Genomic DNA, 17,636 nt, shown 5'->3' with positions numbered 1-17,636 from the left:
CGGGGGGGGGGAGTCCCCCCCCCCCCCCCCCTCCCCCCCCCGGGCCCCTCTGCCCATGGGGGGGGTCGTGGGCTTCGTTTTCTGGCCCCCCCCCCCCCCCCCCCCCCCCCGCGACGGTCGCGACCGTGAAATTCCCGAATGCCGGGGACGGGCTATTGCCCGCCCTTCTGAACGAATCCCCGCACGAAATCCTCGGCGTTGGATTCCAGGACCTCGTCGATTTCGTCCAGTACCGCGTCGACGTCGTCGCCCAGCTTTTCCTGGCGCTCCTTGAGGTCGTCGGAATTCTGTGTTTCCGCGACCTCCTCCGAGACCTCCTCGGAGGAGCGGTTTGCCCGCTGCTGGCCGCCGCCGGTGTCCTTGCTCGCCATTTCCCTCACCCCGCTCGAATCGTCTGGCACGGTTTGGTCGGTCGGTCGTCGCCCGTTGGCTCCGACCCTATACACAAGGTGCGACTGCCGCTCCCGGTTTGCCGGTGGCGCCTCTTGTCCAACACCCGCTGCCACCCCGGATGATTCCCATTCGGCGGACGTTCACCCGTGGTGATCGAAAAGTTACCCGCCGGACAGCACCCGGAGCAGGTCCTCGGCCGTGCGGCAGCGGTCCAGCAGCTCCTTGACGTGGTTGCGGGTGCCGCGCAGCGGCTCCAGCGTCGGTACCCGCTGCAGCGAGTCCCGGCCGGGCAGGTCGAAGATCACCGAGTCCCAGGAGGCCGCCGCGACGTGGTCCGCGTACTGCTCCAGGCAGCGCCCCCGGAAGTACGCCCTGGTGTCCTCCGGCGGCTTGGAGACGGCCCGCTCGACCTCCTCCTCGGTCAGCAGCCGCTCGAACCGGCCGCGGGCCACCAGGCGGTTGTAGAGGCCCTTCTCGGGCCGTACGTCGCTGTACTGGAGGTCGACCAGGTGCAGCCGCGGGTTGTCCCACTCCAGGGCGTCCCGGCTGCGGTAGCCCTCCAGGATCTCCCGCTTGGCGATCCAGTCCAGCTGCTTGGAGAGCGACATCGGGTCGCGCTCCAGCTTCCCGAGCACGTCCTCCCAACGCGCCAGCACGTCCACGGTCTGCTCGTCGGCGTCGGTGCCGAAGCGGTCCTCGACGTACTTGCGGGCCAGCTCGAAGTACTCCAGCTGGAGCTGGACGGCGGTGAGCTTGCGGCCGTTGCGCAGGGTGATCAGGTGCTTCAGGCTCGGGTCGTGGGAGACCCGGTGCAGGGTGCGCACCGGCTGGTCGACGGCGAGGTCGGAGGCGATGAAGGCGTCCTCGATCATCGACAGGACCAGCGAGGTGGTGCCGAGCTTGAGGTAGGTGGAGATCTCGGAGAGGTTGGCGTCCCCGATGATCACGTGCAGCCGGCGGTACTTCTCGGCGTCGGCGTGCGGCTCGTCCCGGGTGTTGATGATCGGCCGCTTGAGGGTGGTCTCCAGGCCGACCTCGACCTCGAAGTAGTCCGCGCGCTGGCTGATCTGGAATCCGTGCGCCGAGCCGTCCTGGCCGATGCCGACCCGGCCGGAGCCGGTGACCACCTGGCGGGAGACGAAGAACGGGGTGAGGTGGCGGACGATGTCGGCGAACGGTGTCGCCCGCTTCATCAGGTAGTTCTCGTGGGTGCCGTAGGAGGCGCCCTTGTTGTCGGTGTTGTTCTTGTACAGGTGGATGGTCTGTCCGTTGGGCAGCTCCAGCGCGCGCTGCGCGGCGGCCGCCATGATCCGCTCGCCCGCCTTGTCCCACAGCACGGCGTCGCGCGGGTTGGTCACCTCGGGCGAGCTGTACTCGGGGTGCGCGTGGTCCACGTAGAAGCGGGCCCCGTTGGTGAGGATCACGTTGGCCAGGCCGATGTCCTCGTCGGTCAGCTGGCTCGCGTCGGCCACCTCGCGCGCGAGGTCGAAGCCCCGCGCGTCGCGCAGCGGGTTCTCCTCCTCGAAGTCCCAGCGGGCCCGCCGCGCCCGGTGCATCGCCGCCGCGTACGCGTTGACGATCTGGGACGAGGTGAGCATGGCGTTGGCGTTGGGGTGCCCGGGCACGGAGATCCCGTACTCGGTCTCGATGCCCATCACGCGCCGTACGGTCATGCGGCCCTCCTTGCCCGGTGCGCCGCCCCCGGCGGGCGGAACACGCTGACGTACCGCTGAACAACACCGACGCCGGCGATCTGCCCGCGGACGGTGGATCGAGCCTAGAACCCGGCGCCGACGGCCCGGCCCCGAGACGCGCCGTCCGGCTGCGGGGCCGCGAGGCGCCACAGCCGGACGGGGTGCGTACAGCTCCGGGGACCGCTGCCGGCCCGGGTAACCGCGTGCTTACAGGTACTGCCCCGTGTTGGCGACAGTGTCGATGGAGCGGCCGGACTCGGCGCCCTGCTTCCCGGTGACCAGCGTGCGGATGAAGACGATCCGCTCGCCCTTCTTGCCGGAGATGCGGGCCCAGTCGTCCGGGTTGGTGGTGTTGGGCAGGTCCTCGTTCTCCTTGAACTCGTCCACGCAGGCGGCGAGCAGGTGGGAGACGCGCAGACCGCGCTGGCCGTGGTCGAGGTAGTCCTTGATGGCCATCTTCTTCGCGCGGTCGACGATGTTCTGGATCATCGCGCCGGAGTTGAAGTCCTTGAAGTACAGGACCTCCTTGTCACCGTTGGCGTAGGTGACCTCCAGGAAGCGGTTCTCCTCCGTCTCGGAGTACATCCGCTCCACGACCGACTGGATCATCGCGGCCACCGTGGCCTCGACGGAGCCGTCGTGCTCCTTGAGGTCGTCCGGGTGGAACGGCAGCGAGTCCTTGAGGTACTTGGAGAAGATGTCCTTCGCCGCCTCGGCGTCCGGGCGCTCGATCTTGATCTTGACGTCCAGGCGGCCGGGCCGCAGGATCGCCGGGTCGATCATGTCCTCGCGGTTCGAGGCGCCGATGACGATGACGTTCTCCAGGCCCTCCACGCCGTCGATCTCGGCGAGCAGCTGCGGGACGATGGTGTTCTCCACGTCCGAGCTGACGCCCGAACCGCGGGTGCGGAACAGCGACTCCATCTCGTCGAAGAAGACGATGACGGGCGTGCCCTCGCTCGCCTTCTCCCGGGCCCGCTGGAAGACCAGGCGGATCTGCCGCTCGGTCTCGCCCACGTACTTGTTGAGCAGCTCGGGGCCCTTGATGTTGAGGAAGTAGCTCTTCCCCTGGGGGCGGCCGGTGACCTCGGCGACCTTCTTGGCCAGCGAGTTGGCGACGGCCTTGGCGATCAGCGTCTTGCCGCAGCCGGGCGGGCCGTAGAGCAGCACGCCCTTGGGCGGGCGCAGCTCGTACTCCTTGAAGAGGTCGGCGTGCAGGTAGGGCAGCTCGACCGCGTCGCGGATCAGCTCGATCTGGTTGCTCAGGCCGCCGATCTGGCGGTAGTCGATGTCCGGGACCTCCTCGAGGACCAGCTCCTCGACCTCGGCCTTCGGCACGACCTCGTACACGTAGCCGGAGCGGGGCTCCAGCAGCAGGGCGTCCCCCGCCCGGACGGTGGCCCCGCGCAGCGGTTCGGCGAGGCGCACCACGCGCTCCTCGTCGGTGTGGCCGAGGACCAGGGCCCGCTCGCCGTCCTCGAGGACCTCCTTGAGGGTGACGATCTCGCCGATGTTCTCGAAGGCCATCGCGTCCACGATGTTGAGGGCCTCGTTGAGCATCACTTCCTGGCCGCGCCGCAGCTCGTCCAGGGCGACGTTCGGGCTGACGTTGACACGGAGCTTGCGCCCGCCGGTGAAGATGTCGGCGGTGCCGTCCTCGTTCGCTTCGAGGAAGGTTCCGAAGCCGGCCGGGGGCTGTGCCAGCCGGTCCACTTCCTCCTTGAGGGCCACGATCTGGTCGCGGGCCTCGCGCAGGGTGGAGGCGAGCCGTTCGTTCTGGGCGGTCACGCCGGCCAGGTTGGTCTGGAGCTCGACGATCCGCTCTTCGAGGATTCTCGAATTGCGCGGCGAGTCGGCGAGCTTGCGGCGCAGCACGGCGATTTCCTGCTCAAGGTACGAGACCTGAGCGGCCTCGTCGGAACCACGAGCGGGCCTGCCGGTGCTGCGGTTGTAGTCGTCATCGTGGGCTGCCACGGTCCTCACCTCCTCCGGGGAGCTGGACGCTTCCAGACCCTACCTGGGACCAGGGGTCCGTAAACCCCTAGATCAAGAAAGATGGAACGGGCGTGTCCGATCTTCGCCCCAGCGTGCTTCCCCTCTGCTAAGGGGATACCCACCGCGCACCTCCCAAAGCGGGCCGGATGTATCGTCGGGCGAAGTGATATCCGATCGCGACCCCCGTACGGGGTCCGATCGTTGTACGAATGGCGGGATTGCTCCAGGAATGGGGGCGACCCGGGACAGAAACGGCAGGGGACCATGTCGGTGACCGAGCAGAGCGCCGCGGCGACCGAGGAGCTGGAGGTGTGGATCGACCAGGATCTGTGCACCGGCGACGGCATCTGCGCGCAGTACGCCCCCGAGGTCTTCGAGCTGGACATCGACGGACTGGCGTACGTGAAGGGCCCGGACGACGAGTTGCGCCAGCAGCCCGGGCAGACCGCCCCGGTGCCGCTGACGCTCCTTCAGGACGTCGTGGACTCGGCGAAGGAGTGCCCCGGCGACTGCATCCACGTGCGCCGGGTCGCCGACCGGGTCGAGGTGTACGGCCCGGACGCGGAATGAGCGCCGTGAGCGCGGTGAGTTGAGCGGCCGGGCCTCAGGCCTGGCCGGCCGGGGCGGCGGTCTGGGAGCGTTCCCAGCCGCCGTCCCCGCGCGTCCAGATGAGGTCGAGTGAGACGTCGGACCGGAAGCGCGGCACGTCCTCGTTCGAATACCCCTGCGCGCGGCCGGTGATGGCGCCGTCGGAGCGCACCGCGAGCCGACTCAGGGTGAGGTTCTCCCGCTCGGTCAGCAGCGTGGCGACCACCACCGGCCGCTGGTCGGCGCCGAAGCCGAGCAGGTAGACGGAGTCCGGCGGGGTGCCGGTGTCGGTGGCGCAGTGCGCGGCGACCACCGTGCCCGGCCGTCCGTCAGCGAGCCGAGCGGCCACGCTGAGCACCGTCTTGACCGGGAACGGACCGCAGTCCAGCGGCAGTTGGGCCTTGGCAGGATCGGGCGCGGCGGTCGCGGCCAGGGCCTCGGGGGCGCCACCGCGGGCCGGTACGGGGCTGCCGGTCGCCGGGGAGGCGGCGAGCGCGGCGGCCACCACCGCGCCGCAGCCGGCCAGGGCGACGGCCCAGTGCCAGGGGGCGGTTCGCGCGTGCCCGGGCCGGACCCGGCCCTGGGATGTCTGCTGTCCAGCCGTCGCCGTCGTTCCGACCGCGGTCTCCACCAGGCGTCCCCTCCAGAGCTCCAGGAGCTGGTCTGCGTGAGCGAGCATCGTCCCACACCGTGCCCGGGGGCCGGCCGCCGGGGAGCCGAAGGCGCGTGGGCGGGAAGTAGGAAGGGGCGGCGCGAGCTCCACGCTCGCACCACCCCTTCTCCGAAGGTGTGGGCTCAGCCCAGGTCGGGCTGCTCGCCCTCGTCGGTGCGGGCGGACTTGCGGGCCGCGGCGCGCTCCTGGAGGGTCGGCTCGGGCGCCCCGTTGTCGTAGTCCTCGCCGTACGCGCCCTTGGCCGGGCGGCGGCGGCGCAGCGGCGGTTCGACGCCGTCCGCCAGGCGGCGGGCGGTGAGCAGGAAGCCGGTGTGGCCGATCATCCGGTGGTCCGGGCGGACGGCCAGGCCCTCGAGGTGCCAGGTGCGGACCATGGTCTCCCAGGCCTGCGGCTCGGTGAAGGTGCCGTGCTCGCGCAGCGCCTCGACGGTCCGCGACATCTGCGTGGTGGTGGCCACGTAGCAGCAGATGAGGCCGCCGGGGACGAGCGCCTTGGAGGCGACGTCCAGGCACTCCCAGGGGGCCAGCATGTCCAGGATGATCCGGTCGACGTCGGTCTCGACCAGGTTGTCCTGGAGGTCGCCGACGGTGAGCTTCCACGCCGGGTGCGGGCCGCCGAAGTAGCGCTCGACGTTGCCCCGGGCGATGTCCGCGAAGTCCTGGCGGCGCTCGTAGGAGGCCAGCATGCCCTGCTCGCCGACGGCGCGCAGCAGGTACGTGCTGAGCGCGCCGGAGCCGACGCCGGCCTCGACGACGCGGGCGCCCGCGAAGATGTCGGCCATCGCCAGGATCTGCCCGGCGTCCTTGGGGTAGATCACGGCGGCGCCGCGCGGCATGGACAGGACGTAGTCGGGGAGCAGGGGGCGCAGCGCGAGGTACGGGACGTTCCCCGTGGTGCGCACGACCGTGCCCTCGGGGGCGCCGATCAGCTCGTCGTGGGGGAACGCACCCTTGTGGGTGTGGAACTGGTTCCCGGCCTGGAGCGTGAACGTGTAGTGGCGACCCTTGGGGTCGGTCAGCTGGACCTGGTCCCCGACCTGGAAGGGCCCGCGTCGGCGGGCGGCACCGGTCGGTTCGGACATGCGCCAATCCTAAGGGACCGGCGCCCGCCGCCCGACCACGCCCGGAGCGGGGCCGCCGTCGCCGTCCGCGGTCACCTGCCCGCGACGGCCGCGGTCAGCCGCTGCTCGATGTCGGTGAGCGCGGCCACGCCGTACATCCGGCCGTCCGCCTCGACCACCAGGTACTCCCCCGCCGGGGTCGCCTGGATGGCCCGGAGCAGTTCCTCACCGCGCAGGTCCGCGTCCAGCCGCAGGCCCGGTTCGAGGTCGCGGGCGAGCGGGCCGACGGCCACCCAGGGGCGGCGGTGCTCGGGGACGCCCCGGACGGCGGACTCGCGGACGATGGCGATCGGCTCGCCCCGGCCGTCCACCACCACGACCGCGCCGGCCTGGGCCTCGCGGGCCCGGCGCATCGCCTCACCGAGCGGGGTGTCGGCGGTGACCTCGACGGCCCGGCGGGCGAAGTCGCGCAGCCGCAGGTCGGGCAGCACCTCCTTGAGCCGGGCGTTGCGCAGGCTGCCGGTGGCGCCGTTCCAGATGATCGCGGCGAGGACGGCGGCCAGCACCGCGTCCACCAGGGTGTCGGTGGTGCCGCGCTCGACCCCGCGGGAGGCGCTGACCAGCGGCAGGCCGAACAGCACCGCGACGGCCAGCGCCCGGCCGACCCAGGCGGCGGCCACCGTGCCGGTCATCGCCCGGCCGCTGATCGCCCAGACCAGGGCGCGCAGCATCCGGCCGCCGTCCAGCGGCAGGCCGGGCAGCAGGTTGAAGGCGGCGACCACCAGGTTGGAGACCATCAGGCCGGTCAGCAGCACCCCGGGCACCGTGGACAGCTCGACGGCGCGCAGCGCCAGGTAGCAGATCCCGCCGAGGACGACGGAGAGCAGCGGGCCGACGAAGGCCAGCCAGAACTCCCGCCAGGGGGTCTCGGCCTCGTTCTCGATCTCGGAGACGCCGCCGAAGAACTGCAGCCGGATCCGCCGCACGCCGAGCTTGTAGCGCAGCGCGACCAGGGTGTGGGCCAGTTCGTGCACCAGGACGGAGGCGTAGAAGGCGACGGCGAAGAAGAACGCGACCAGGTAGCGGGTGGCGCCCAGCTCGGGCAGGACGTCGCCGAGCTGTCCGCCGAACACCCAGGTGATCAGGGCGGCGATGACGAACCAGGACGGGGTGACGTAGACGGGCACCCCGAAGGGGCGCCCCATCAGGAGGCCGCCGCCGCGCTCCGGCGGCCGCCCGCCCGGGCGCCCGCCGTCCTGCGGTGGCTGGTCGGAGGTCTGCTGCCCCCTGGTGTCGCTCACCGTGTTCCCTTCGGTCGTCCCGCCGTCGCCCGCCGTCGTGCCCCCGGTGCGCCCACGCTACGTGATCGCGGCCTCCAGGCGCCGCGCGCCCCTCTGTGACCCTTCATACCCACTGGACCGGCCCCGGACCGGGCCAGGACCGGCGGGTGTGCCAGCACGGTGGCAGCGGGATGACAGCGAAGGGCAATAGGGTCTTGGGCATGCAGCAGACCGACACCAGCAGCGCCGTCACAGCCCCGGCGCGCCCGGCGGCGCCCCCGACCGGGCTGTCCCCGTCCCGCGCGGGGGACTTCCTCACCTGTCCCCTGCTGTACCGGCTGCGGGTGATCGACCGGCTGCCCGAGCCGCCGAGCGCGGCGGCGACCAGGGGCACCCTGGTGCACGCGGTGCTGGAGCGGCTGTTCGACAGCCCGGCGGCCGAGCGGACGCCGGAGCGGGCGCTGGGCCTGCTGCGCCCGCAGTGGGAGCGGCTGCTGGGTGAGCGCCCGGAGCTGGGCGGGCTGTTCCCGGACGATCCGGACGGCGCGGCGCTCACCGGCTGGCTGGCGGACGCCGAGAAGCTGGTCGGCCAGTGGTTCCGGCTGGAGGATCCGACCCGGCTGCACCCGGTGGAGCGCGAGCTCTACGTGGAGACGGCGCTGGACTCGGGGCTGCTGCTGCGCGGCTACATCGACCGCGTGGACGTCGCTCCGACCGGTGAGGTCCGGCTGGTGGACTACAAGACCGGCCGGGCGCCCTCGCGGGACTTCGAGGGCAAGGCGATGTTCCAGATGAAGTTCTACGCGCTGGTGGTGTGGCGGTGGAAGGGTGTGATCCCCAAGCGCCTCCAGCTGGTCTACTTGGGCGGCGGCGGGGACGTGGTCAGCTACGACCCGGACCAGGCCGACCTGCTCGCGGTGGAGCGCAAGCTGCAGGCGCTGTGGGAGCGGATCAGCCACGCGGTGGCCACCGGGGACTTCCCGGCGACCCGCAACCGCCTCTGCGACTGGTGCGACCACCGGGCCAGCTGCCCGGAGTTCGGCGGCACCCCGCCGCCGTACCCGCTGCCGCTGGCCCGTACATCGGATGAGAGCGATCCCACGGGGGATCCGATGAGCAAGGAGTCCTAGTGACGATCCGAGTGCTGCTGGTCGACGACCAGCCGCTGCTGCGCACCGGTTTCCGGATGATCCTGGAGGCCGAGTCCGACCTGGTGGTGGTCGGGGAGGCCGGCGACGGTCAGCAGGCGCTGGACCAGGTGCGGGCGCTGCAGCCCGACGTGGTGCTGATGGACATCCGGATGCCGCGGATGGACGGCGTCGAGGCGACCCGCCGGATCGCCGGCCCGGGGCGGGACGGCCCGGCCAAGGTGCTGGTATTGACCACCTTCGACCTGGACGAGTACGTGGTGGAGGCGCTGCGCGCGGGCGCCAGCGGCTTCCTGCTGAAGGACGTCCCGGCGGAGGAGCTGGTGCAGGCGATCCGGGTGGTCGCGGACGGCGCGGCGATGCTGGCGCCGAGCATCACCCGCCGGCTGCTGGACATGTACGCCACCAAGCTGCCCTCGGGTGACGAGGCGCCGCCGCAGGCGCTGAGCGCGCTGACCGAGCGGGAGTTGGAGGTGCTGAAGCTGGTGGCGCGCGGGCTGTCGAACGCGGAGATCGCGGCCGAGCTGTTCGTCAGCGAGACCACCGTGAAGACCCACGTCGGCCACGTGCTGACCAAGCTCCAGCTGCGCGACCGGGTGCAGGCGGCGGTGTACGCCTACGAGAGCGGGCTGGTGCGGCCCGGCGCCCTGTAACGGCCGGCGGCAGCACGGGAAACGTGACGGCGGCCCGCTCGCTCCCCCGGGTGCGGGGAGCGAGCGGGCCGCCGTTCGCGCGGTGCGCCGCTACTTGCTGTTGCGGCCGATCTCCCAGAAGCGGAAGTAGCCGGTGGTGTCGACGGTGGACTCGACGCCGGTGACGTACGAACGGGCCGCGTAGAAGGCCTTGTTCTGGTACAGCGGGACGAGCGGCACGCTTTCGGCGACGATCTGCTGGATCTGCGCGTAGCCGGCCGCGGCGGCGCTGCGGTCGGCCTGCTTGAGGCCGTCCGGCACCAGCTTCTGGCTGATCCGCGGGTCGTCCCAGCCGTGGTGGTAGACACCGCCGTCCACCAGCAGCGGGGCGATGTAGTCGTCCGGGTCCGGGTAGTCGGCGAACCAGCCGATGACGTACGCCTGGTACTTGCCCTCGGCCCAGCCCTTCTTGAAGGCGTCCCAGTCCGGCTCCTGCTGGACCGTCACCTGGAAGAGGCCGCCGGTCTCCAGTTGCTTCTTGAGGGTGTCGGCCTCGGCGCTGCCGGCCCGGGAGCGGGACCAGGTGAGGGTGAGCTTGACCGGGGTCTGGACCTTGTTGTCGGCGAGGGCCTTCTTGGCCTTGGCCACGTCCTGGTCGCCCCAGCGGTCGAAGAAGGCGGTGGTGTGGCCGGTGACGCCGGCCGGGACCATGGCGTACAGCGGCTGGACGGTGCGGGCGAAGACGTCGCGGGCGAGCGCCTTGCGGTCGAGCAGCGCGGCGGCGGCCTGGCGGACGCCGACGTTGCTCATGACCGGGTCCTTGGTGTTGAAGACCAGCGAGCGGGTGTCGTTGCTGTCGCCCTGGACGACCTGGACGTCGGTCTTGCCGCTCTGCTGGTCGGCGAGGAGCTGGGCGGCGGTGCTCGGCTCCAGGCTGTTGTCGGTGAGGTCGACGTCGCCCTTGTCCAGGGCGGCCTTGAGGTCGGTGGGCTGGTCGAAGTACCGCACCGTGAACTTGTCGTTCCGCGGCTTGGCGTCGCCGGTGTACTTGTCGTTGGGCACCAGCACGACCTTGGACAGTTGCTTGCCCGTGCCCTGGCCACTCATGGTCTCGACCGAGTCGATGCGGTACGGGCCGGAGCCGATCTGCTTGTCGTTGGCGACCAGTTGGTCGGCCGGGTAGACCTGGTGGTCGACGATGGCGCCGGCCGGGCTGGCCAGCTTGGCCGGCAGGGTGGCGTCGGGCGCGGTCAGGTGGAAGATCACCTCGGTGTCGCCCTTGACGTCCACGCTCTTGATCGAGCCCAGCAGGGCGGACGGACCGTTCTTGTCGTCGATCTTCTTGCTGCGGTCGATCGAGAACTTCACGTCCTCGGCGGTCATCGGGTGGCCGTTGGAGAACTTCAGGCCGGGCCGCAGGGTGCAGTGGTACTCGGTGGCGTCGCCGGCGGTGAACTCGCAGGCCTGCGCGGCGTCCGGGGAGGGCGCGCTGGAGGCCGCCTGGAAGGTCAGCAGGGACTGGAAGGTGTTGCGCAGCAGCAGCCAGGCGCCGGAGTCGTAGGCGGCGGCCGGATCCAGCACGCCGGTCAGCTGGGCGGTCCCCATGGTGATTGACTTGCCGCCGCTGTCCCCCTTGACGGCGTCGGTGACCGATCCGCAGCCGGCCACCGACACGGCGACCAGACCGGCGCAGCCGAGTGCTGCCAGGCGTTCAGCTGAAGTCTTCAAGAGCGCGTCCTTCTGGGTGGCATGAACCCGAGTAGCGTGCCATATCGAACACGGACGACCGATACCCGTGCAGATGACGTTTGGGACACGGTCGTTCGGGGCATCACGGCGCGCCAGACGAGTTGTCAGCCATTGCCCGTTTTCTCCCCGGGAGAGCATCGGCGGTGGCGCCGCGGGGCGACGTACCTGCGAGTAGACCCGGGGCGCAATGAGACGACTATCACACTCAAGTGATGCTCAGGAACACCCGCTCGCACCCGCTACACCCGGCACACCGGTCACACCGGTCAGACCCGGCAGGCCGTCACACCCGCGAGGTGACCAGCGAGCGCAGCAGTTCGAGGTCCACCTGCTCCAGCGACCGCACCACCAGCCGCCCCGGGGCCGGCTCGATCGGCGCCACCGAAGGCACCGCGACCACCGGGCAGCCGGCCGCCTCGCCCGCGCGCACCCCGGTCGGGGTGTCCTCCACCACCACGCAGCGGGCCGGCTCCGCGCCGAGGCGGCGGGCCGCCTCCAGGTACGGGTCCGGGAACGGCTTGGTGCGCGCCACCTCGTCCCCGCCGATGGTGAAGGCGAAGCGCTCGGCGCCCAGCGAGCGCAGCACGATGTCGATCACGTGCCGGTGCGAGGCGGACACCAGGGCGGCCGGGACGCCGTGTGCGGCGAGGGTGTTGAGCAGCCGCTCGGCCCCGGGCATCAGCGGCACACCGCCCGCCAGCAGGTCCACGAAGCGCTGGTTGACCAGCACGCCCAGGTCGGCCGGGGCGATGTCCACGCCGGTCCGGGCGACCAGGTAGTCCATCACCCTGGTCATCGGCCCGCCGACCACCTGGGCCCGGTCCGCCTCGTCCAGCTGGTGGCCGAGTTCGGCGAAGAGCGTGACCTCGGCCTGCCACCAGAAGTCCTCGGTGTCGACCAGGGTGCCGTCCATGTCCAGCAGCACCGCCTGCAGGCCGCGGTCGTCTCCATGGTCGAGCGCCGGGGCGGCGGTGGAGCTGGTGGTCATCGGTGTGCCCTTCCGTCGGTACCCGTGGCACGCCCTCGGACGTTTCCCGGGGATGGCACAGGCCGACCCGCTGGTGAGCGGACCGGCCCGTTCAGGATCATCAAGGATACGCCCGGTTCGTCGGAAAAGAGCGAACGGAGAAGGACGTGGTGGTTACCGCGCGTTGAAGTACTTCGCCTCCGGGTGGTGGATCACGATCGCGTCGGTGGACTGCTCCGGGTGCAGCTGGAACTCCTCGGAGAGCACCACGCCGATCCGCTCGGGCTTCAGCAGCTCGGCGATCTTGGCGCGGTCCTCCAGCTCGGGGCAGGCTCCGTAGCCGAGCGAGAAGCGGGCGCCCCGGTACTTGAGCGCGAACATGTCCTTGACGTCCTGCGGGTCCTCGCCGGAGAAGCCCAGCTCGTAGCGGACCCGGGCGTGCCAGAACTCGGCCAGCGCCTCGGCCAGCTGCACCGAGAGGCCGTGCAGCTCCAGGTAGTCCCGGTAGGAGTTGTCGGCGAACAGCTCGTTGGCCGCCTCCGAGATCCGGTTGCCCATGGTGACCACCTGGAGGCCGACCACGTCCCGCTCGCCGGACTCCTCCGGGCGGAAGAAGTCCGCGAGGCAGAGCCGGCGCCCGCGGCGCTGGCGCGGGAAGGTGAAGCGGGTCCGCTCCGTGCCGTCCTCGTGGTAGACGATCAGGTCGTCGCCCTTGGAGTTGGCCGGGTAGTAGCCGTAGACCACGGCCGCCTCCAGCCAGCCCTCGGTCTGCAGCCGGTCCAGCCAGACGCGCAGCCGCGGCCGGCCCTCGGTCTCCACCAGCTCCTCGTACGACGGCCCCTCGCCGGTGCGTGCCGCCTTCAGGCCCCACTGGCCCTTGAACAGCGCGTCCTCGTCCAGCCAGGACGCGTAGTCGGCGAACGGGATGCCCTTGACGATCCGGTCGCCCCAGAACGGCGGGGTGGGCACGGTGTTGTCGACGGCGACGTCCGAGCGGATCTGGCCGAGGTTGACCTCGGGCTCCGGCTCCGCCACCTCCACCCGGGCGTGCCGGCGCTGCTTGAGCTCCGGCAGGCTCGCGCCGGGCACGCCGCGCTTGACCGCGATCAGCGCGTCCATCAGCCGCAGGCCCTCGAAGGCGTCCCGGGCGTAGCGGACCTCGCCCTCGTAGATCTCGTGCAGGTCCTGCTCGACGTAGGCGCGGGTCAGGGCCGCGCCGCCGAGGATCACCGGGTAGGACGCGGCAAGCTTGCGCTGGTTCAGCTCCTCCAGGTTCTCCTTCATGATCACCGTGGACTTCACCAGCAGGCCGGACATGCCGATGACGTCCGCGTTGTGCTCCTGCGCGGCGTCCAGGATCGCCGAGACCGGCTGCTTGATGCCCAGGTTGACCACGTTGTAGCCGTTGTTGGACAGGATGATGTCGACCAGGTTCTTGCCGATGTCGTGGACGTCGCCCTTCACGGTGGCCAGCACGATGGTGCCCTTGCCCTCGCTGTCGGACTTCTCCATGTGCGGCTCCAGGTGGGCCACCGCGGTCTTCATCACCTCGGCGGACTGGAGCACGAACGGCAGCTGCATCTGGCCGGAGCCGAAGAGCTCGCCGACCACCTTCATGCCCGAGAGCAGGGTGTCGTTGATGATCTCCAGCGCCGGGCGCGCGGTCAGCGCCTCGTCGAGGTCGGCCTCCAGGCCGTTGCGCTCGCCGTCGATGATCCGGCGCTGCAGCCGCTCGTCCAGCGGGAGCGCGGCCAGCTCCTCGGCCTTGGAGGCCCTGACCGAGGCGGTGGAGACGTTCTCGAACAGCTCCAGCAGACGCTGCAGCGGATCGTAGCCGTCCCGGCGGCGGTCGTAGACCAGGTCGAGGGCGGCCTCGCGCTGGTCCTCGGGGATCCGGGAGATCGGCAGGATCTTGGAGGCGTGGACGATCGCCGAGTCGAGGCCCGCCTCCACGCACTCGTGCAGGAAGACCGAGTTGAGCACCACGCGGGCGGCCGGGTTGAGGCCGAAGGAGATGTTCGACAGGCCGAGGGTGGTCTGCACCTTCGGGTGGCGGCGCTTGAGCTCGCGGATCGCCTCGATGGTCTCGATGCCGTCCCGGCGGGACTCCTCCTGGCCGGTGGCCAGGGTGAAGGTGAGGCAGTCGACCAGGATCGAGCCCTCGTCGATGCCGTAGTCGGTGGTGAGCTCGGCGATCAGCCGCTCGGCGATCTCCACCTTCTTCTCGGCGGTACGGGCCTGGCCCTCCTCGTCGATGGTCAGGGCGATCAGGCCGGCGCCGTGCTCGCGGGCCAGCGAGGCGATCCTGCCGAAGCGCGAGTCGGGGGCGTTGCCGTCCTCGTAGTTGACGGAGTTGAGCACCGCCCGGCCGCCGAGCGCCTCCAGGCCGGCCTGCAGCACGGGCGGTTCGGTGGAGTCCAGCACGATCGGCAGGGTGGAGGCGGTGGCCAGTCGGCCGGCGATCTCCTTCATGTCGGCGACGCCGTCACGGCCGACGTAGTCCACGCACAGGTCCAGCAGGTGCGAGCCGTCCCGGATCTGGTCGCGGGCGATCTCCACGCAGGCCTGCCAGTCGCCGGCCAGCATCGACTCGCGGAACTTCTTGGAGCCGTTGGCGTTGGTGCGCTCGCCGATCGCCAGGTAGGAGGTGTCCTGGCGGAACGGCACCGCCTGGTACAGCGAGGCGGCCGAGGGCTCCGGCCGCGGGTCGCGCGGGGCGATCGGGCGGCCCTGCACCCGCTCGACCACCTGGCGCAGGTGCTCGGGAGTGGTGCCGCAGCAGCCGCCGACCAGCGAGAGGCCGTACTCGCGGGTGAACACGTCGTGCGCCTCGGCCAGCTCCTCCGGGGAGAGCGGGTAGTGGGCGCCGTTCTTGCCGAGCACCGGCAGGCCCGCGTTCGGCATGCAGGACAGGCCGATCCGGGCGTTCTTGGCCAGGTAGCGCAGGTGCTCGCTCATCTCGGCCGGGCCGGTGGCGCAGTTCAGGCCGATGTAGTCGACGCCGAGCGGCTCCAGCGCGGTGAGCGCGGCGCCGATCTCGGAGCCCAGCAGCATGGTGCCGGTGGTCTCCACCGTCACCTGCACCAGCACCGGCAGGTCGAGCCCGGCCTCGGCCAGGGCGCGCTTCGAGCCGAGGATCGCGGCCTTGGTCTGCAGCAGGTCCTGGCTGGTCTCCACCAGGAGCGCGTCGGCGCCGCCGGCGATCAGGCCGGCCGCGTTCTGCTGGAAGCCGTCGCGCAGCGTCCCGTACGGGGCGTGGCCGAGGGTCGGCAGCTTGGTGCCGGGGCCGATCGAGCCGAGCACCCAGCGGGTGCGGCCGTCGGCGGCGTGGGCGTCGGCCACCTCACGGGCGATCCGGGCGCCGGCCTCGGACAGCTCGAAGATGCGGTCGGAGATCTCGTACTCGCCGAGCGCGGAGAAGTTGGCGCCGAAGGTGTTGGTCTCGACGCAGTCCACGCCCACCGCGAAGTAGGCCTCGTGGACGGAGCGGACGATGTCGGGGCGGGTGATGTTGAGGACCTCGTTGCAGCCTTCGAGGTTCTGGAAGTCCTCCAGCGTCGGGTCCTGTGCCTGGAGCATGGTGCCCATCGCGCCGTCGGCGACCACCACCCGGGTGGCCAGCGCTTCACGCAGCGCGTTCGCGCGGCTCTGCTGGGTGATGGACGGTTCGGCTGCAGTGGCCATGGGGCTTCTCCCTGGTGCGACGGCTGTCGGCTTTGCGGGTCCGCTTGGTCGGACCCGCACGTGGCCAGCGTATCCGCCCATCGGCTTCGGCTGCGGGCCCATTCCGTATCCTGAGCGCTCGGCTCGAGGGGGGATCAAGCGCGTGACCAGGTTCCGAACGGTGATGACACGATCAGGCCGGGCCCTGGCGGCCCCGCTCCGGGCACTGCGGGACCGCTGGCGGGGCTGGTCCCGTTGGCGCCGGGCCCTGCTGGTGCTCGGGCTGGCGGCGGCGGTACCGGTCGCCGCGCTGGGCTCCGCGTTCGTCGCGATCCGGCTGCACTACTCGGGTGAACCGTCCGCCGAGGCCCGCACCCGCGGCCGGGACGCGCTCTGGCTCGGCCACGCCTGGGTGGACGGCCGCAAGACCGAGGCCGACGTCGAGGCGTTGGCCCGGCAACTGGCCGGCACCGGGATACGCGACCTGTACGTGCACACCGGCCCGCTCGAGCACGACGGCTCGCTGCCGGCCTCCGTCCACCCGCGGGCCCGCTGGTTCACCGAGACCGCGCACCGGGTGCTGCCGGGTGTCCGGCTGCAGGGCTGGCTGGGCGACGAGGTCAAGCCGGAGAAGGACGCCCTGGACCTCGACGACGCGCCCACCCGGGGCCGGATCACCGCCTCGGCCACCCAGGTGCTGGACCAGGGCTTCGACGGCGTGCACTTCGACATGGAGCCGATCCGCCCCGGGGCGGCCGGCTGGCTGGCGCTGCTGGAACAGGTCCGCCCGGTGACGGCGGCGCGCGACGCCAAGCTCTCGGTGGCCGCCCCGCAGATCGACCCCGTCCCCGGGCTGCACAGCGCCGGGATCCTGCTCACCGGTCACGGCAAGTGGTGGGACCAGGCGTACTTCCGGGAGACCGCCCGCCGGGTGGACCAGATCGCGGTGATGACGTACGACAGCTCGATGCCCACCGAGCCGCTGTTCGGCGGCTACGCCGCACTGCAGACCGAGCTGGCCCTGGAGGCCACCCCGCCGGACGTCGACCTGCTGATGGGCCTGCCGTTCTACTGGGACGACAGATGGGGCCACTGGGGCGACGCCGAGACCGTCCCGGCGGCGATCCGGGGCGTCCGGCTGGGCCTGGGCCGCCAGGACCGGGGCCGCGCCGCCTTCGGCGTCGCGCTGTACGTGGACTTCGCCGCGACGCCCGAGAACTGGGCGGCGTACCGGAGCGGGTGGGTGGACGTCCGGGGGTAGCCGCGCTCAGGCCGCCATCCGGTGGGCCAGGGCGCCGAGGTAGCGGTGCAGGGTGGCGTCCTCGCCGGTCAGGTAGTGCGCGACGGCCCGGTACAGCGGCTTGCGGACCTCGCCGCGCTCGGTGACGGTCAGCGAGCAACCCGGCCCGGCCGGGGTCAGCACGTACGTCCAGGTGCCGCCGTACGGCAGGTCCGGGTCCGCGATGCCGGTCACCAGGCGGTGCGGGGCCTCGCTGGCCACCACTTCGTAGGTGGTGTGGCCGTGCCGGTCGTACTCGCGCCAGCGCGGGCGGCCGCCGGGGCCGGCGGGCAGCCGCTCGACGTGGGTGAGGCCCGGGCGCCAGGCCGGGTAGAGGTCGATGTCCGTCAGCACGTCCCAGACCGCGCCCGGAGCCTGGGCCAGCTCCAGGCCGCCCTCGGTGACGTGTTCCAGCGGCAGTCGGCGCCCGGCCCGGTCCGCCGCCAGCAGCGCCGCCCCCGCGAGCGCCGCCGTCGCGCCCGCAGCGATCCACAGCCCTCGGTTCATCGGTCCG

General features: G+C 71.5%; 14 protein-coding genes. 4 read left to right on the top strand and 10 right to left on the bottom strand.

The genetic code is table 11. The features are described 5' to 3' along the window. Positions 1-152 precede the first annotated feature (152 nt). From ACZ4WV_RS27165 to arc, 3 genes are all read right to left on the bottom strand, one after another. Positions 153-371 (bottom strand): ubiquitin-like protein Pup, encoded by a 219-nt coding sequence (locus ACZ4WV_RS27165; protein WP_465751097.1) that lies wholly within the window; start codon positions 369-371, stop codon positions 153-155. 183 nt (positions 372-554) lie between these two features. Then, the gene (dop, locus tag ACZ4WV_RS27160; RefSeq protein ID WP_465751095.1) at positions 555-2,066 is read right to left on the bottom strand and encodes a depupylase/deamidase Dop; all 1,512 of its coding nucleotides are present in this window, start codon (positions 2,064-2,066) and stop codon (positions 555-557) included. A gap of 228 nt (positions 2,067-2,294) precedes the next feature. Next, positions 2,295-4,061, bottom strand: a complete 1,767-nt coding sequence (gene arc / locus ACZ4WV_RS27155; protein WP_465751093.1) for a proteasome ATPase — start codon at positions 4,059-4,061, stop codon at positions 2,295-2,297. 285 nt (positions 4,062-4,346) lie between these two features. Here arc and ACZ4WV_RS27150 point away from each other — a divergent pair, with 285 nt between their 5' ends. Then, complete coding sequence (locus ACZ4WV_RS27150) at positions 4,347-4,652, top strand: ferredoxin (RefSeq protein WP_465751091.1); 306 nt, start codon at positions 4,347-4,349, stop codon at positions 4,650-4,652. Between the two features lie 34 nt (positions 4,653-4,686). Here the strand turns inward: ACZ4WV_RS27150 and ACZ4WV_RS27145 are convergent, their stop codons facing one another. The 3 genes from ACZ4WV_RS27145 to ACZ4WV_RS27135 form a co-directional block, all read right to left on the bottom strand. Then, positions 4,687-5,349: a hypothetical protein gene (locus ACZ4WV_RS27145; RefSeq protein WP_465751089.1), complete on the bottom strand. Its 663-nt coding sequence runs from the start codon at positions 5,347-5,349 to the stop codon at positions 4,687-4,689. A 116-nt stretch (positions 5,350-5,465) separates the two neighbouring features. Then, positions 5,466-6,425, bottom strand: a complete 960-nt coding sequence (locus ACZ4WV_RS27140; RefSeq protein WP_465751087.1) for a tRNA (adenine-N1)-methyltransferase — start codon at positions 6,423-6,425, stop codon at positions 5,466-5,468. Between the two features lie 71 nt (positions 6,426-6,496). Next, entirely contained in the window at positions 6,497-7,705 is a 1,209-nt protein-coding gene (locus ACZ4WV_RS27135) for a site-2 protease family protein (RefSeq protein ID WP_465751085.1), read from the bottom strand. A gap of 200 nt (positions 7,706-7,905) precedes the next feature. Here ACZ4WV_RS27135 and ACZ4WV_RS27130 point away from each other — a divergent pair, with 200 nt between their 5' ends. Beyond that, positions 7,906-8,814 (top strand): RecB family exonuclease, encoded by a 909-nt coding sequence (locus ACZ4WV_RS27130; protein WP_465751083.1) that lies wholly within the window; start codon positions 7,906-7,908, stop codon positions 8,812-8,814. After that, complete coding sequence (locus ACZ4WV_RS27125) at positions 8,814-9,485, top strand: response regulator (RefSeq protein WP_188299078.1); 672 nt, start codon at positions 8,814-8,816, stop codon at positions 9,483-9,485. Before ACZ4WV_RS27130 ends, ACZ4WV_RS27125 begins: the two co-directional genes overlap by 1 nt. Positions 9,486-9,575: 90 nt before the next feature. Here the strand turns inward: ACZ4WV_RS27125 and ACZ4WV_RS27120 are convergent, their stop codons facing one another. The 3 genes from ACZ4WV_RS27120 to metH form a co-directional block, all read right to left on the bottom strand. Continuing rightward, entirely contained in the window at positions 9,576-11,192 is a 1,617-nt protein-coding gene (locus ACZ4WV_RS27120) for an ABC transporter substrate-binding protein (RefSeq protein WP_465751081.1), read from the bottom strand. Between the two features lie 304 nt (positions 11,193-11,496). Continuing rightward, positions 11,497-12,201, bottom strand: a complete 705-nt coding sequence (locus ACZ4WV_RS27115; RefSeq protein WP_465751079.1) for an HAD family hydrolase — start codon at positions 12,199-12,201, stop codon at positions 11,497-11,499. A 153-nt stretch (positions 12,202-12,354) separates the two neighbouring features. Then, positions 12,355-15,864 (bottom strand): methionine synthase, encoded by a 3,510-nt coding sequence (metH, locus tag ACZ4WV_RS27110; RefSeq protein WP_465751077.1) that lies wholly within the window; start codon positions 15,862-15,864, stop codon positions 12,355-12,357. A 163-nt stretch (positions 15,865-16,027) separates the two neighbouring features. Between metH and ACZ4WV_RS27105 the strand changes: the two genes are divergently transcribed. After that, positions 16,028-17,104: a glycoside hydrolase family 18 protein gene (locus ACZ4WV_RS27105; protein WP_465751075.1), complete on the top strand. Its 1,077-nt coding sequence runs from the start codon at positions 16,028-16,030 to the stop codon at positions 17,102-17,104. A 6-nt stretch (positions 17,105-17,110) separates the two neighbouring features. On the opposite strand, the gene ACZ4WV_RS27100 is transcribed toward ACZ4WV_RS27105, so the two are convergent. Beyond that, positions 17,111-17,629: an SRPBCC family protein gene (locus ACZ4WV_RS27100; RefSeq protein WP_465751073.1), complete on the bottom strand. Its 519-nt coding sequence runs from the start codon at positions 17,627-17,629 to the stop codon at positions 17,111-17,113. Between the last annotated feature and the right edge of the window lie 7 nt (positions 17,630-17,636).

The organism is Kitasatospora sp. NPDC029312 (genome assembly GCF_055569215.1).
This window is presented reverse-complemented; position numbering and strand designations above follow the sequence as displayed.

What these genes read in the sequence shown, in the direction of transcription:
- ACZ4WV_RS27115 (WP_465751079.1), bottom strand. Translation starts at nt 12,201, where the DNA reads ATGACCACCAGCTCCACCGCCGCCCCGGCGCTCGACCATGGAGACGAC.
- ACZ4WV_RS27130 (WP_465751083.1), top strand. Translation starts at nt 7,906, where the DNA reads ATGCAGCAGACCGACACCAGCAGCGCCGTCACAGCCCCGGCGCGCCCG.
- ACZ4WV_RS27105 (WP_465751075.1), top strand. Translation starts at nt 16,028, where the DNA reads ATGACACGATCAGGCCGGGCCCTGGCGGCCCCGCTCCGGGCACTGCGG.
- metH (WP_465751077.1), bottom strand. Translation starts at nt 15,864, where the DNA reads ATGGCCACTGCAGCCGAACCGTCCATCACCCAGCAGAGCCGCGCGAAC.
- ACZ4WV_RS27165 (WP_465751097.1), bottom strand. Translation starts at nt 371, where the DNA reads ATGGCGAGCAAGGACACCGGCGGCGGCCAGCAGCGGGCAAACCGCTCC.
- ACZ4WV_RS27140 (WP_465751087.1), bottom strand. Translation starts at nt 6,425, where the DNA reads ATGTCCGAACCGACCGGTGCCGCCCGCCGACGCGGGCCCTTCCAGGTC.
- ACZ4WV_RS27100 (WP_465751073.1), bottom strand. Translation starts at nt 17,629, where the DNA reads ATGAACCGAGGGCTGTGGATCGCTGCGGGCGCGACGGCGGCGCTCGCG.
- ACZ4WV_RS27145 (WP_465751089.1), bottom strand. Translation starts at nt 5,349, where the DNA reads ATGCTCGCTCACGCAGACCAGCTCCTGGAGCTCTGGAGGGGACGCCTG.
- ACZ4WV_RS27150 (WP_465751091.1), top strand. Translation starts at nt 4,347, where the DNA reads ATGTCGGTGACCGAGCAGAGCGCCGCGGCGACCGAGGAGCTGGAGGTG.
- dop (WP_465751095.1), bottom strand. Translation starts at nt 2,066, where the DNA reads ATGACCGTACGGCGCGTGATGGGCATCGAGACCGAGTACGGGATCTCC.